General features: G+C 67.7%; 11 protein-coding genes. 3 read left to right on the plus strand and 8 right to left on the minus strand.

Annotation, left to right across the window (positions count from 1 at the left end):
* Positions 1-3: 3 nt before the first annotated feature.
* Together AC1D2H_RS24505 and AC1D2H_RS24510 are read right to left on the minus strand one after the other, a co-directional pair.
* A complete protein-coding gene (locus AC1D2H_RS24505; RefSeq protein WP_478012750.1) occupies positions 4-1,131 on the minus strand; it encodes an ABC transporter substrate-binding protein in 1,128 nt (375 codons plus the stop codon).
* 534 nt (positions 1,132-1,665) lie between these two features.
* On the minus strand, positions 1,666-2,505 hold the full coding sequence (locus AC1D2H_RS24510; protein ID WP_478012751.1) for a hypothetical protein: 840 nt from the start codon (positions 2,503-2,505) through the stop codon (positions 1,666-1,668).
* 445 nt (positions 2,506-2,950) lie between these two features.
* On the opposite strand from AC1D2H_RS24510, the gene AC1D2H_RS24515 reads away from it, so the two are divergent.
* Complete coding sequence (locus AC1D2H_RS24515; RefSeq protein WP_478012752.1) at positions 2,951-4,888, plus strand: hybrid sensor histidine kinase/response regulator; 1,938 nt, start codon at positions 2,951-2,953, stop codon at positions 4,886-4,888.
* A gap of 17 nt (positions 4,889-4,905) precedes the next feature.
* On the opposite strand, the gene AC1D2H_RS24520 is transcribed toward AC1D2H_RS24515, so the two are convergent.
* The 3 genes from AC1D2H_RS24520 to AC1D2H_RS24530 form a co-directional block, all read right to left on the minus strand.
* A complete protein-coding gene (locus AC1D2H_RS24520; RefSeq protein WP_478012753.1) occupies positions 4,906-5,682 on the minus strand; it encodes a GH12 family glycosyl hydrolase domain-containing protein in 777 nt (258 codons plus the stop codon).
* Between the two features lie 188 nt (positions 5,683-5,870).
* Positions 5,871-7,142, minus strand: a complete 1,272-nt coding sequence (locus tag AC1D2H_RS24525) for a hypothetical protein (RefSeq protein WP_478012754.1) — start codon at positions 7,140-7,142, stop codon at positions 5,871-5,873.
* Between the two features lie 97 nt (positions 7,143-7,239).
* Positions 7,240-8,133 carry a LysR family transcriptional regulator gene (locus tag AC1D2H_RS24530; RefSeq protein ID WP_478012785.1) on the minus strand — a complete coding sequence of 298 codons (894 nt, stop codon included), beginning with the start codon at positions 8,131-8,133 and terminating at the stop codon, positions 7,240-7,242.
* A gap of 152 nt (positions 8,134-8,285) precedes the next feature.
* Between AC1D2H_RS24530 and AC1D2H_RS24535 the strand changes: the two genes are divergently transcribed.
* Together AC1D2H_RS24535 and AC1D2H_RS24540 are read left to right on the plus strand one after the other, a co-directional pair.
* On the plus strand, positions 8,286-9,464 hold the full coding sequence (locus AC1D2H_RS24535) for an acyl-CoA dehydrogenase (protein WP_478012755.1): 1,179 nt from the start codon (positions 8,286-8,288) through the stop codon (positions 9,462-9,464).
* Positions 9,465-9,585: 121 nt separating this feature from the next.
* A complete protein-coding gene (locus AC1D2H_RS24540) occupies positions 9,586-10,041 on the plus strand; it encodes a DUF4440 domain-containing protein (protein WP_478012756.1) in 456 nt (151 codons plus the stop codon).
* Positions 10,042-10,051: 10 nt separating this feature from the next.
* Here the strand turns inward: AC1D2H_RS24540 and AC1D2H_RS24545 are convergent, their stop codons facing one another.
* The 3 genes from AC1D2H_RS24545 to AC1D2H_RS24555 all read right to left on the minus strand — a co-directional run bounded on the left by AC1D2H_RS24545 (position 10,052) and on the right by AC1D2H_RS24555 (position 14,307).
* Positions 10,052-10,837: a glutaminyl-peptide cyclotransferase gene (locus tag AC1D2H_RS24545; protein ID WP_477931485.1), complete on the minus strand. Its 786-nt coding sequence runs from the start codon at positions 10,835-10,837 to the stop codon at positions 10,052-10,054.
* A 64-nt stretch (positions 10,838-10,901) separates the two neighbouring features.
* Complete coding sequence (locus AC1D2H_RS24550) at positions 10,902-12,284, minus strand: TolC family protein (protein ID WP_477931484.1); 1,383 nt, start codon at positions 12,282-12,284, stop codon at positions 10,902-10,904.
* 7 nt (positions 12,285-12,291) lie between these two features.
* Positions 12,292-14,307 (minus strand): ATP-binding cassette domain-containing protein, encoded by a 2,016-nt coding sequence (locus AC1D2H_RS24555; protein WP_478012757.1) that lies wholly within the window; start codon positions 14,305-14,307, stop codon positions 12,292-12,294.
* Between the last annotated feature and the right edge of the window lie 72 nt (positions 14,308-14,379).

A 14,379-nucleotide genomic window follows, 5' to 3' on the forward strand; every position in this document is an offset into this window, starting at 1 on the left:
GGCCTAGCGCCGGAACTTGCCGCTCTGGTCGATGATGGCCAGGTCCACATAGTCCAGGCCGCTGTGGTCCTTGGGGCCGTAGCCCACCTCGATGCCGCCCACGTCGAAGCGGCCCATGTTCTCCAGCGCATCGCGCAGGCTCTGGCGCGTGGGCTGCTTGCCGGCGCGCTTCAGGCCTTCCACCAGCACCTTGGCCGACACATAGCCCTCGACGACGGTGGGCGTCAGGTCCACGCCGGCCTTCTGGGCGGCCTCCGAGATCTCCTTGATGATGGGCTTGGCAATCGAGCGCTCGTACGGGAACACCTGGCTGACGATGACGCCGTAGCCGATGTCGCCCAGGTCCTTGATGAAGCCCATCGAGGCGTTGTTGGACAGGGTCACCAGCTGCGCATTCGAACCCGCCGCGCGCACCGCCTTCATGCCCGCCACGACGGCCGTGCCCGAGCCGATGAACATCACCGCCTGCGGCTGCTTCTCCAGCAGCTTGGGCACGATGGCGCTGAAGTCGGGCTTGGCGCGGTCGTACTTCTCGTGGGCCACGGGCTTCTTGTTGGTCTTGTTCAGGCCGGCCATGGCACCCTGCACGGCGTCGTCGCCGAAGGAGTCGTCCACCTGCACGATGGCGATGCGCTCCATGCCGATCAGGCTCAGGTGCTCGATGGCCCGCTCGGCCTCGCGCTGGTAGGTGGCGCGCACATTGAACAGCCACGGGTGCACGGGCTTGTGCAGCACCATGGCGCCCGTCGACGGGCCCACCAGCGGCACCTTGTGCTCGGTCAGCAGCGGCATGATGGCCTGCGTGTGGGGCGTGCCACGGTTCAGGAACAGCGAGATGACGCCCTGGTCGATCAGCTGCTTGGCGTTGGCCGCGGCGATCTTGGGATCGAACTTGTCGTCCAGCGACACCAGGTTGATCTTCTGGCCATTGACGCCGCCGCCGGCGTTGACGATGTCCAGATAGAGCTTGGCGCCCTTGGTTGCCTCACCCACGCTGGCCGCCACCTGGCCGGTGTGGCCGGCGGTCTGGCCGATGGTGAGGTCGGCGTGGGCGTTGGTGGTGGCGAGGGCGGCTGTTGCCGTGACGGCAATGGCGAAGAGGCGGCTGGCCTGTTGCCGAAGTGTGGTCATGGGTTGTCTCCTGGCTGCCCCTGGCTGCGGCGGGCTCTTGGTGCTGGCGGCCTGCTCGCGGGAGCGCTCATTCAAGCATGGGAGGGTGACGCTTTGGAGGTTGCCGCGATGTGGATAGTGCTTATGTCGCGGCTTTGGCTTGACGCGTGAGGCCCAGCCGGGAGTTCGCCCCGGCGGGCGACCTACTTTCTTGGACGCCCAAGAAAGTAGGCAAAGAAGCCGCCCCGGTTCCGCCGCCCCTCGGGATACGAGGGGTTCCCTGCGCTTCTCGAACGCCGAGGCCCGCGCAAAACTCCCGCCGCTACGCTCTGGTCAAACAGTTGCGCGGAGTCAGTTCACGAAGCGTGCTGCGCACGCGCCTCGGCGCCCTGCGATGCTCGGCGGCTTCAAAGGGGTGAGACGAAACAGCCGACAGCCAATGCTAAAACCAAGGGGCCGGTCTAAGCGACCGACCCCTTGGTTCTCGGGTACTTAGATTGAGACCCGGCCCCGATTTCGCCGCAGTCAATCTGCGAAGTGCAGTTGAAATTAGGCTTAGGTCTTATGGGGCGCAAATTCCCCTATGCTTCCGCGGTCTATCAATACCAAAAAATGCATATCTGGCACTTGCTGGCGGGCATGATTGGCTAAGTCGAACGGTAGAGAGAATAATCGGCGAATCCATTCCAATCGCTTTAATTGAGGGGCGCGAACAATTCGTGATCCTTCTAACTCCAGATTTCCCGCAATGGATAGTTCAATTTTTGAGTGCACCAGGGCGTTGCGTTGACCGATTAGATATTTGAGCGCGCCATAGAGCGCGCCGCCCTTTGGGAGGGAATATGAAGGATGAAACGTCTTGGGGCCAGTCGTCCATTTTTCCAGAACATCTGCTCGCTCTAGTATCTTAAATACTTCAGTGCTGGAATACGTTGCCAAGCCAAGCGCTAGAAATGCGTTGATGGTGGCTTCGGCGAGTGCGTGAGCCAGGAATGCAACAGTGACGAACTCGCCCATGATGCGTTCGTCAAACTTGAAATATCGCTGCATTTCCGGGTGGGAGAAGTACTTGGCCTCTTCCGAAAGATGGGCAAGAAGTTGTTCGTCAGCGTGATTGGGATTGTTCTGCCTAAGGGAAGACAGCCTCGTCATACTTTCCGCCAATAGTTCATTTGCCGATTTCGGCTTAAAGCTGGTTGCTTCCCTTTCCAATTCGAGGAAAGCAGGCCATCTTGATCGCAGCGCAAAATCGATGTATTGGTAGTCTGTCGTGAAGCTCATAGACGGCGTTGGCATCGACAGTCCCAACTCCTTTGCCCACGCGCAATCAGCTTCAAACTTCTCTCGCTGTTTGCGCCTCAGCTCCGAAGCTTCATCGCGATCCCGGTTGCTCATTTGCGCTTCTCCCGCGACGACTGTAGAGCACTCTCATCACTAAACGGGATCGGGACCGGGTTTCAGGTCCGGCATCTGGTCAGGTCTCAAATCTGTCTCCCAACCTCGCTCCAGCCCGGCCCTCTGCAAGTCGCGGAACGCGCCGACTGTCTGACACACAACTGCCCTGCAAGAGTTCGCGGTGAACCGAGACGCGTCACGGCGTCAAAGGAACGCGCCCGTCGCGTAGTAGCTGCTACTTTCGCAACTCCCCTGACAATCGCCCCACGCCGACCGCCGCTGGACGATGCACCCCCCCTCAACCCCCACCTCGCCTTCGGCCGCCCCCCCGGCTTCCCCCGCCTTCCTCTCCGGCGGCGGCGAGATGGGTGCGTTGATGCGGGCGCATGACTGGGCCGCGTCGCCGCTCGGCCCCCCGCAGTCCTGGCCGCAGCCGTTGCGCGCGATGGTGCGATTGATCCTGAACACCGGCCACCCGATGTACATCTGGTGGGGCGACGAGAACGCCTGCCTCTACAACGACGCGTACCGCGAATGCATAGGCCCGGAGCGCCACCCATGCTCGCTGGGCCGGCCGGCGCGCGAGGTGTGGGAGGAGATCTGGCCCATCATCGGCCCGCAGATCGAGCAGGTGCGCGCCGGCCGCGGCGCGACGTGGAATGTGAACCACCTGGTGCCGATCACGCGGCATGGCCGGCGTGAGGACGTGTACTGGACCTACAGCTACAGCCCCATCGACGACGAGGACAGCCCGCACGGCATTGGTGGCGTGCTGGTGGTGTGCACCGAGACGACCGAGCAGGTGCTGGCCAACCAGCGCATGGCCGCGGAGCGCGATCAGCTGGGGCAGTTGTTCGAGCAGGCGCCGTCCTTCATGACGCTGCTCAGCGGCCCCCATCACCGCTTCGAGATCGCCAACCCGAGCTATCTGAAGCTGGTGGGCAACCGCGAGGTCGTGGGCAAGACGCTGGCCGAGGCGCTGCCCGAGGCCGTGGAGCAGGGCTACCGGACCTTGCTGGATAGCGTCTACGCGAGCGGCGAGGCCCACATCGCCAAGGGCGCGAAATTCAGCTACCAGGGCAGCCCGGGTGCGCCGGTCACCGAGCGCTTCGTGGACTTTGTCTACCAGCCGATCAAGGGCCGCGACGGCAGCGTGACGGGTATCTTCGTCGAGGGCGCGGACGTGACGGACCGCGAGACGGCCGATGCCGCGCTGCGGGCCAGCGAGGCCAAGTACCGCGAGCTGGCGCAGGCGCTGGCCCGGTCCAACCAGGCCAAGGACGAGTTCCTGGCGACGCTGGCGCACGAGCTGCGCAACCCGCTGGCAGCCATCCGCAATGCGCTGACGCTGCAGCGCCGCGCGCGGCACGACGAGCGCATCCTCGAGTCCAGCGGCGACATCATCGAGCGCCAGATGGCGCAGATGGTGCACCTCATCGACGACCTGATGGACCTGTCGCGGCTGACGCGCGGCATCGTGGAGTTGAAACGCGAGCCGCTGTCGCTGATGGACGTGGTGCGGCAGGCCGTCGAGGCGAGCCATGCGGGCGTGGAGCAGGCCGGGCACCGCCTGGTGGCGCGTCTGCCCGAGCGCGATTGCGTGGTGGAGGCCGACGAGACGCGCCTCATCCAGGTGCTGTCCAACCTGATCAACAACGCCGCCAAGTTCACGCCGCATGGCGGCCACATCGAGGTCAGCCTGCAGGGCGAGGCCGAGGTGGCGGTGCTGTCGGTGCGCGATGACGGCATCGGCATCGCGCCCGGCATGCTGGAGAGCGTGTTCGACATGTTCGCCCAGGTGCAGCGCTCCCACGACCATGTGGGCGGCGGCCTGGGCATTGGCCTGACGCTGGTGCGGCAGCTGGTGGAGCGGCACGGTGGCAGCGTCGAGGCCCACAGCGCCGGCCTGGGCCGGGGCAGCGAGTTCGTCGTGCGGCTGCCGCTGGCCGGGCATGCGGTGCTGGCGCCCCAGCCCGCCGATACGGTGCAGGCGAGCTTCGCGGGCACGGGCCTGCGGGTGCTGGTGGCCGACGACAACGCCGACGCGGCGGAAAGCCTGTCGGCGCTGCTGGCCCTGTGCGGCAACGAGGTGAGAACCGCCGTGGACGGTCTCTCGGCGCTGGCGATCGCGCAGGAGTTCCAGCCTCAGGCCATGCTGGTGGACATCGCCATGCCGGGGCTGACCGGCCACGAGCTGTGCCGCAAGGTGCGCGAGACGCCCTGGGGGCGCGGCGTGCTGATGATCGCGGCCAGCGGCTGGGGCCAGCAGAACGACCGGCAGCGTTCCATCGAGGCCGGCTTCGACCACCATCTCGTCAAACCGGTGGACTACGCCGCGGTGGACGCGCTGCTGGCCGCCAAGGCCGGCCGCGCGCCGGGCTGAGGGCGCGGGCCCGCCGCCTACTTCACGGTGACGGAGAAGTTCTTCGACCCGAAGTTCATGCCGCCCGATGACGACGTGATCTCGAAGCCGTACTGCACGTCACCCACGACCAGGTCGGCCATCCACCCGAGGTTCCTCAGGTAGTTGAGGACGGCCAGCACGTCGATCGTCGTGTTGTTCGTCTTCGTGGTGCGCAGGAAGGAATAGACCATGTTGGCGCCGTTGTTGCCGCGGTAGACATTCCAGGTGGCGCCGCCCACGTTGACGTTGGTGTAGACGGGGATGGCGCAGCCCTGCGCGGTCCAGTTGTAGGAGATGGGCTTGACGTTGCCGCAGCCACCGGCCGTGCCGGTGTAGTTGAGCCACAGCATGATCTCGTGGGCGTTGTTGCCTACCCAGACGTCGAAGGCGGACTCCCAGGCACCGCCGGAGGGCGTGGTGGCCGAGACGGTGGACGACAGCTGCGACAGCGAGCTGATGGTGCGGTTGACCGTGTAGCCGATGTGCGGGTACGACTTGATGCCGCCGGTGTTGGGTTGGTCGGACCACACGCCCCAATCGGCATTCGTGTTGGCCCAGATCGTCTGCGCACCGGCGGCCACGCCACCGCAGGGCGACCAGACGTCGTTGTTGAAGGTGTACTTGCCGTAGGTCCAGGTGGCGAACAGGTTGGTGGCTGAACAGGACGCCGTGGCAGGCGAGGAGGCGGCCCAGGTGGCGGCTCGGGCGCTCGTGGATGCGAGAGCCAGGGCGACGAAGGCGGCTGCGCCCAACGCGCGGTGAATTGATTTCATATGTCTCCGTTATGGTTGAAAGGGGTCATCGCCCGCGACCGCAGCCGTTGTGGATGGCAGCGTTGTCATGGGCGAATTAATTCGAGCCCCGAACAATTAGTTCGACCATCGGGCTTACCCGACCCCACCGAACCAGGCCGCCGGCGTGGCTTCATGCGCCACGAGGCGCACGGCGAGGGCTTGTGTGACTACCAGCTGCCCTGGAAAGAGTTCGGGCTGAACCGGCTGTCGCGGGTGATCACGCCCATGTCGACGAACTCGAAGTCCGAGGCGTGCAGGGTCTTGAGGTTGGAAATGGTGGCGTCCTGCCACTGCGCGCTGGGCTCGCCCTGCACATAGAGGTCGGAGCCGATGTCGGCCACGTAGAGGCCGTAGCGCTGCATGGCCACCGCGAGGGCCTTGGCCTGGGCGCTCCAGGAGGCCGGCGGCACGAAGCTGGCCTTCAGGCGCAGCACCGCGCCAAAGGGCACGCCGCCCGCCGTGTCACCGCCCGCGTGGTGGCGTGCGGGCCAGACATGGCTGCGGGCGAGCACGCTGTCGCGCAGCGTCACGCGCAGGGCATGGCGGATGTCGCCCGCGCTGGCTTCGGCGGCGCGCGCCAGCAGCGGCAGCATGGGCAGGCCGGCGGCGTCGCCTGAGGTCCAGGTGTCGGGCCGCATGTCGTTGCTCTTCAGGTTCCAGGCGGCCGTCGAGTAGCTGTACCACTGGCCATTGAGCTGGTAGCTGGCGTAGCTCTCCCACAGCCTGCAGATGCCCTGCTCGACGATGAGGACGTGGCGGTCGCCGCATTGCCGGGCGTCGTTGCAGGCGCCGGCCTCGGCCTTGATGAGGTTGTCGCGCGGGAAGGGGAAGCGGCGGTAGGGCTCGCTGAACGTCGTGCAGTTGCGCACGAGGGCGTAGTTGTCATCGCCAGCGGGTACTGCGCAGTCGCTCTCGTCGGGCGCGCTGTCGCCGCTGCCGGCGCGCGGGTCGGTGGGGTTGAAGGAGACCAGGGGCCAATACGTGGTGGCGATGGTGCCGTCGACGACGTTGTACGGAATGCCGTAGTAGTCGGCCGTCTGCTGCGGGTTGTCGTTCGTGCCCCAGTCGGGGTGGAAGGCGCGTGTGCCGCCGATGCTGGCGATCCACGTCGCGCTGCTGGCATGCACCGGGAAGCGCTGCGCGTCGTCGATGCGCGTGTTGAACACCGCCGTGGCTGGGAAGACATCGCAGCTGGCGATCTGCGGCGCGGCGCCGGGCGCAGGGGCGGGAGTGGGTGCCGGTGAAGGCGCGGGCGTGGGAGCAGGTGTGGGCTCCGGTGCGGGGGCCGACGCCGGGGGAGACGGAGCTGGTGCCGGCGCTGGAGCGGGTGCCGGTGCCGGTGGAGCCGAGCCGCCGCCTCCTCCGCCGCAGGCCGTCAGGCCGATGGATGCGGCCAGTAGCAGGAGGGGGCCGGTGTTCTTGTTGAGGATGTTTTGCATTCGCCAACAAGTTACAACTTCCCGGCCGGGCGAGCTGCAATGGATGGTGACAAGTGCGGCCCGCCCGGGTCAGCAGGCTGTAGGCTGCCAGCGCATCTCAGGGCGCGCTACTGGCGGTCGAGGCCGGCATCGCGGCCAGGAACTGCTCTCTCAGCACGYCGGCCGAATCCTTGCGCCACGCCGCAAACACCGCCGACGCCTCGATGGCCTCAAGCAGCGGCCTGAACACCGCCCCTTGCACGCCCGCGCGCTGGAAGGCCGCCGGCACGATGCTCACGCCCAGGCCCTGGGACACCAGCGACACGACGGACAACCAGTGCCGGCCTTCGTGCTGCAGCCGTGGGTAGAAGCCGTGCTGGCGGCAGATCTCGACGATGCGGGCGTGGTAGTCGGGCGAGCCCTTGCGGGAGAACAGGATGAAGGGCTGGTCGCTCAGCGTGGCCAGCGGAATCTTCTTCAGCTTTGCCCCCGGATGGTTGGCCGGCAGGCAGGCGAGGAAGGGTTCGCTGTACAGCGGTTGTGAGGTGAGGGCGGGCGGCAGGCGGTCGGTGTGGACGAGGCCGAGGTCGAGTTCTTCACCCAGCAGCGCGTCGATCTGGTCCTGCGAGTTCAGTTCCACCACGACGACTTCGACCTTGGGGTGGCCGGCCTGGAAGGCCTGCAGCCAAGCGGACAGGCCGTTGAACAGCGTGGAGCCCACAAAGCCCAGGCGCAGCCGGCCCACCTCGCCGGCCTGCACCTCGCGGGCGAGGGCGCAGGCGTCTTCGGCGCGGTCGAGCAGGGCTTGCGCGCTGCTGCGGAAGGTGTCGCCCGCGGGCGTGAGGCGCACGCCCTTGCTGTCGCGGTCGAACAGGCGGGCGCCGACGCTGGCCTCCAGTTGCTGGATGGCGACGGACAGCGGCGGCTGGGAGATGGCCAGGCGCTGGGCGGCGCGGCCGTAGTGCAGCTCCTCGGCCAGGGCGATGAAGTAGCGCAGGTGGCGGAACTCCAGTGAGCGGGCGGTGTCCCTTGTCTTTTCGATAGGCATGGCGAATCGTCGAAGTCGTTTCTTGAATTGGACACGAATCGCGCTCGGAGGAATACTGGGCGCCATAAGCGCCCTGGCTCATCGCCTGGCCGAACCCAATCAACGAGGACACCACCATGGCCACCAAGGCAAGCTTCCACTGGGACGACCCGCTGCTGCTGAACGAGCAGCTCACCGACGATGAACGCATGGTGCGCGACGCTGCTGCGGCCTATTGCACCGACCGCCTGCGCCCGCGCGTGCTGGAGGCCTTCCGCAACGAGAAGACCGACGCCAGCATCTTCCGCGAGATGGGCGAACTGGGCCTGCTGGGCCCGACCATCCCCGCCGAGTACGGCGGCGCCGGCCTGAACTATGTGAGCTACGGCCTGATCGCCCGCGAGGTGGAGCGTGTGGACTCGGGCTACCGCTCGATGATGAGCGTGCAGTCCTCCCTCGTGATGGTGCCCATCAACGAGTTCGGCAACGAGGCCACCAAGCAGAAGTACCTGCCCAAGCTGGCCAGCGGCGAGTGGATCGGCTGCTTCGGCCTGACCGAGCCCAACCACGGCTCCGACCCCGGCTCCATGATCACCCGCGCCCGCAAGGTCGACGGCGGCTACGAGCTGACCGGCAGCAAGATGTGGATCACCAACAGCCCCATCGCCGATGTGTTCGTCGWGTGGGCCAAGGACGATGGCGGCCAGATCCGTGGCTTCGTGCTGGAGAAGGGCGCCAAGGGCCTGAGCGCCCCGGCCATCCACGGCAAGGTGGGCCTGCGCGCCTCCATCACCGGCGAGATCGTCATGGACAAGGTGTTCTGCCCGGAGGAGAACGCCTTCCCTGAAGTTCGTGGGTTGAAAGGGCCATTTACCTGCCTGAACAGCGCCCGCTACGGCATCGCCTGGGGTGCGCTGGGTGCCGCCGAGGACTGCTGGCACACCGCCCGCCAGTACACGATGGACCGCAAGCAGTTCGGCAAGCCGCTGGCCGCCAACCAACTGGTGCAGAAGAAGCTCGCCGACATGCAGTCCGAGATCACGCTGGGCCTGCAGGGCTGCCTGCGCCTGGGCCGCATGAAGGACGAGGGCACGGCTGCCGTGGAGATCACGTCCATCATGAAGCGCAACAGCTGCGGCAAGAGCCTGGACATCGCCCGCATGGCGCGCGACATGCTCGGCGGCAACGGCATCTCCGACGAGTTCGGCATCGCCCGCCATCTGGTCAACCTCGAAGTGGTCAACACCTACGAGGGCACGCATGACATCCATGCGCTGATCCTGGGTCGGGCGATCACGGGGATCGCGGCATTCTGATGACTTTGCGGGATGGACCTGGCTGTCAGGCCAGCTCCGTCCCCAACCGATTCAGCGGGTTACTTGAGGCAGGGGCGGCGGCGCGAGGCATGCTGACGGTCTTCCAACCTAGGAGACCGCGATGACGACCCGCCGTAACGCCCTGCTCGCCGCCGCCACGCTGCCTGCTGCTGCCGGAACGGCCTCCGCGGCCTCAGCGGCCTCCTGGCCCAGTGCCGATGAGATCGCCAGGCGCGTGGCCGAGGTGTCGGCCACCGAGACGGCCTTTGCCGCGGCGTTCGCGGCGCGCGATCTCGCGGCCTTCCGCAGCTTCCTGGCGGCGGACACCGTCTGGATGGGCAAGGAACCCCTGTATGGGCCCGATGCCGTCATGAAGGCCTGGAACGCCTGGCTGACGGCGCCCAAGCCGCCCTTCAACTGGGGGCCCGACCTGGCCCTGGTGCTGCCCAGCGGCGACCTGGCCCGCACCACCGGCCCGGTCAAGGACCCCGAGGGCAAGCAGGTCGGCCGCTTCCAGTCGACCTGGCGGCGCAAGGCGGCCGGTGGCTGGGAGATCGTGTTCGACTTCGGGACTTGAGCGTTGAAGCTCAGCGCTGCCTGGTGAGCTGAATCTCGAACAGCTTCGGCCACAGCTTGCCCGTCACGAACAGGCGCTTCTTCTTCGCGTCGTAGGCGATGCCGTTGAGCACGGCATCCGGGCTGCTGCGCAGGTTGTCGGGCAGCAGGCCGCCCAGGTCGATCCAGCCGGTCACGCGGCCGGTCTTGGGGTCGATGCGGGCGATGCGGTCGGTCTGCCAGATGTTGGCCAGCACCTCGCCCTCCACCCATTCCAGCTCGTTGATCTGGTCGACAGGCTTGCCGTCGGCCGTCACGCGCACGCGGCGCAGCTCCTTGAAGGTCAGCGGGTCGAGGAAGCGCAGCTCGGGGCTGCCGTCGCTCATGACCAGCTCCTTGTCGTTGTGCGTCAGCCCCCAACCCTCGCCGGGGTAGCTGAATTTGCGCCAGAGCTTGAAGGTCTTGAGGTCGAGCACATAGGCGGTCTGCTCGGTCCAGGTGATGCCGATCAGGCGGTCGCCCCATTGCGAGATGCCTTCGCCGAAGACGTCTTGCGGCAGGTCGACCTGCTGAACCACCTTGCCGGTCTCCAGTTCGACCTTGCGGATGCTGGAGCGGCCGCGCAGGCCGGTGCCTTCGAACAGGAAGCCGTCGTGGAAGAAGAGCCCTTGGGTGAAGGCGTCGGCGTCGTGCGGGTAGGTCTTGATGACCTTGAAGCCCTGCACGGGCGTGGCGGCGAAGACGGGCGCGGCGAGTGCGGTAGCCAGCAGGACGAGGGCGGCGCGGCGCGGCAGGAGAGACGAGAGATGAACACGCATGGTCGTCAGCCTAGCCGAAGCCAAAGAGACGGAGCTTTCAGCAGCAGTTCTTTGCTTTCGTCGTTTACGCGCCGCCGAGCGACTTGAACAGGGCCGCTTGCCTGACCCACTGCTGCAGGCGCAGGCCGATGCGGGTCTGCTCGGCGTCGAGCACGGTGCTGCGGATCTGCAGCCAGTCGGCGCGCGAGATGGCACCGACTTCGTAGCGCAGCTTGGCCAGGCGTTCGTTCTCCACCGCTTCCTTCAGGCGGCCGGCATTGGCCTGCAGCTGCTGGGCCGAGCGCTCGGCCTCGATGCGCTGGGTCTCGATGTCGGCCAGCGCCTTCTGCAGCGTGTCGCGCAGGGCCAGGGCCGCGCTGTCGAGTTCGGTGCGGGCACCGTCGCGCTGCAGATTGAGGCGCTGCCAGTCGATCAGCGGCACGGCGAGGTTGGCGGCGAAGGAGGCCAGCGGCTGCGACAGCCAGTCGCTCGCCCTGGTGCCGCCCGTGCTCATGCCGGCGGAGAAGCTCAGGCGCGGGTAGCGCTCGGCCTCGCTGACGCGCAGGCGCGCCAGGGCCGTGTCCACGCCGAGGCGGGCGCGCTGCACATCGGGCCGCTGGGCCAGCACGTCGGCGGGCTCGGCCAGGCGCCAGCGCGGGGGCGCGTTGCCGGGCAGGGCGGCCTCGGGTGAGGGGCCGGGCAGGGCTTCGTCGAGCAGCAGGGCCAGGCGCTGGCGCTGCAGGAGCTGATCGGCGGCGAGGTCGGCCAGGCGCGTTTCGGCGGCCTGCACGTTGACGGCGATCTTGTCGAGCTCGATGGGCAGCAGCTTGCCCTCGCGCACACGCGCACGGGTCAGCTCCAGCGTCTCGCGGGTCAGCGCGAGCTGGTCCTCGGCCAGAGGGCGCTGTGCGCGGATGGCGGCCAGCGTCCAGTAGGCCTCGGCGACCTGGCTGCGGATGAGCAGGCGGGCCGCGGCGATGTCGGTGCGTGCGGCTTCGGCCTGGGCGCGCTGGGCGGCGGTGGTCTGGGCCAGGCGGTCCCACAGGTCGAGCTCGTAGCCGATGCCGACGGAAGCGCCGTAACTGCGGCTCCAGCCGGTGGACGTGGTGACGGGCACCGTGACGCCGCCGATGTCGACATTGCGCGTGCTGCTCTGCGTCTCGAGAGGGCGGCTGGCGTTGGCCGACACGCCGGCGCTCGGCAACCAGCGCAGGGCGCTCTGCTCGGCCAGCAGCTCGGCCTGGCGCCAGCTGTACGCGGCGCGGGCGATGTCGCGATTGGCCTCCAGCGCGCGCGCCTGCAGCGCGGCGAGCTGGGGGTCGAGCAGGCCGGCCCAGTCGGGCGTGGCGTCGCCGCTGGCGAGGCTCCAGGCCACGGGTGTGGCGACTTCGGGAGCCTTGACGGTCGGGCCAAGCGCGCAGCCGGCGAGCAGCAGCGCGGTGGCCAGGGTGATGGCGGTCAGTTTCATGTCTTGCTCACTCTCGGGCCAGTGCATCAACCGGGCTCAGGGCTGCCGCACGCCGGGCCGGCAGGGTGCCAAACACCAGGCCCACGCCGCTGGACACGGCAAAGGCCACGCCCAGGGCCGCCCAGCTGATGACGACATGCAGATGCTGCTGGGCCGCGTTGACGGCCTGCGCCGCCAGCCAGCTCAGGAACACGCCCACCAGGCCGCCCAGGATGCACAGCACGATGGCTTCGATGAGGAATTGCAGCCGCACATCGCCCTGGCGCGCGCCCACGGCCATGCGGATGCCGATCTCGCGGGTGCGCTCGGACACCGACACCAGCATGATGTTCATGACGCCCACGCCGCCCACCAGCAGCGAGATGGCCGCGACGCCGGCGAACAAGGCCGCCATCGCGCTCGTCACGCTCTGGAACTTGCGGAACTCCTCTTCGCCGTTCCAGGTGCCGAAGTCCTCGCGGCCGTGCAGGGCCTTCAAGCGGTGGATGATCTGCTCGCGCACCTGCTGGGGCGGCACGGTCAGGTCCAGCAGCACGTCGAAGTTGTCGACGTCGGGGCGGGCATCCAGCTTGCGCGAGAAGGTGGTGTGGGGCAGGTAGAGCTGGCCCAGCCAGCTGCCGAAGCTGAACGCGCCACCTTCGGGTGCGACGACGCCGACGACGGTGAAGGGCAGGGCGGCCGTGGGCGGGGGGGGCGCGCCGGGCAGGGCCTGCTGGGCCGCGTCGGGCGCCATGCCGGGGTTGATGAAGACGAGCTGGCCCAGCGGCGACTCGCCCTTCTTGAACAGCGCGTCGCGCGATTTCTCGTCGAGGACGACCACCTGGCTGCGCGTCTCGTAGTCGATCGTGCTGAGGTAGCGGCCTTGCACGATCTTGAGCTTGCGCGCCTTCAGCGTGGACGGGTCGCCGCCGATGGCCTCCAGCATCGCGTCGCGCGACTGGTGGCGGGCAGTGAGCTGGATCTGGCGGTTCAGCGTGATGCTCTTGACGCCGGTGAGGGCGCGCAGCGAGTCGATCTCGTGCGGCCGGAAGGGCTGGGGCACGGCGCCCGGTGGCAGGCTGGGGTTGCCGCGCCAGACCGGGATGCGGCCGGAGATCAGGCTGCTGAGGTCGGTCTCGATGGAGGCTCTCGCGGCCGTGGTCAGCGCCACGATGCTGACGACGGAGGCGATGCCGATGCTGATGCCGAGCATGGACAGGGCCGTGCGCAGGCGGTTGCCCTTCAGGGCCAGCAGCGCCGTGGCGACGGCTTCGCGCCATTGCACCTGCAGGCGGCGCAGTCTTCCACCCTCCTTGACCGGCGGCGCATCGCTGGGCAGTTCGGTGGGCGCGACATGGCCGGCCGGTGTGCCGTTGTCGGCGACGACCTTGCCGTCCTTCAGCTCGATGACGCGGCGCGCATGGGCGGCGACGGCGGCATCGTGGGTGACCAGGATGATGGTGTGGCCGCGCTGGTTCAGCTCTTCCAGCAGGCGCAGCATCTCGGCGCCTGAGGCCGAGTCCAGCGCGCCGGTGGGCTCATCGGCCAGGATGATCTGGCCGCCATTCATCAAGGCACGGGCGATGGAGACGCGCTGCTGCTGGCCGCCCGACAGTTCGTTGGGCCGGTGGTGCAGGCGCTCGCCCAGGCCCAGGCGCTCCAGCAGCGCGCGGGCACGCTCGCCACGCGCGCCGGTGCCGACGCCCGCGTACACGGCGGGCAGGGCGGCGTTGGCGCGCGCGTCCAGGTGAGGCAGCAGGTGGTAGCGCTGGAAGATGAAGCCGAAGCGCTCGCGGCGCAGCGCGGCGAGTTGGTCGGGGCCGAGGGTGCTGGCGTCCCTGCCGTCGATGACGAAGCTGCCGCTGGTGGGGTTGTCCAGGCAGCCGAGCACATTCATCAACGTGCTCTTGCCCGAGCCCGACTGGCCCATGATGGCGACGAATTCACCGGCCTCGATGGCGAGGCTGACGCCGTCCAGCGCAGGCACGTCGATCTCGCCGAGCTGGTAGTGGCGGGCGACGTCTTTGAGTTCGATCAGAGGCATGGGATTGCCTCCGTTGCGGTGGTGTTTATGGTGAGGCCCATGCCGGGACGTCGCCCCGGCGGGCGACCTTCT

It is taken from the genome of Roseateles sp. P1_C1_2 (assembly GCF_056406535.1).

Excerpts from the sequence above, each read along its gene's own strand:
- AC1D2H_RS24515 (WP_478012752.1), top strand. The coding sequence starts at position 2,951 with ATGGTGCGATTGATCCTGAACACCGGCCACCCGATGTACATCTGGTGG.
- AC1D2H_RS24550 (WP_477931484.1), bottom strand. The coding sequence starts at position 12,284 with ATGAAACTGACCGCCATCACCCTGGCCACCGCGCTGCTGCTCGCCGGC.
- AC1D2H_RS24555 (WP_478012757.1), bottom strand. The coding sequence starts at position 14,307 with ATGCCTCTGATCGAACTCAAAGACGTCGCCCGCCACTACCAGCTCGGC.
- AC1D2H_RS24520 (WP_478012753.1), bottom strand. The coding sequence starts at position 5,682 with ATGAAATCAATTCACCGCGCGTTGGGCGCAGCCGCCTTCGTCGCCCTG.
- AC1D2H_RS24505 (WP_478012750.1), bottom strand. The coding sequence starts at position 1,131 with ATGACCACACTTCGGCAACAGGCCAGCCGCCTCTTCGCCATTGCCGTC.
- AC1D2H_RS24510 (WP_478012751.1), bottom strand. The coding sequence starts at position 2,505 with ATGAGCAACCGGGATCGCGATGAAGCTTCGGAGCTGAGGCGCAAACAG.
- AC1D2H_RS24525 (WP_478012754.1), bottom strand. The coding sequence starts at position 7,142 with ATGCAAAACATCCTCAACAAGAACACCGGCCCCCTCCTGCTACTGGCC.
- AC1D2H_RS24540 (WP_478012756.1), top strand. The coding sequence starts at position 9,586 with ATGACGACCCGCCGTAACGCCCTGCTCGCCGCCGCCACGCTGCCTGCT.
- AC1D2H_RS24545 (WP_477931485.1), bottom strand. The coding sequence starts at position 10,837 with ATGCGTGTTCATCTCTCGTCTCTCCTGCCGCGCCGCGCCGCCCTCGTC.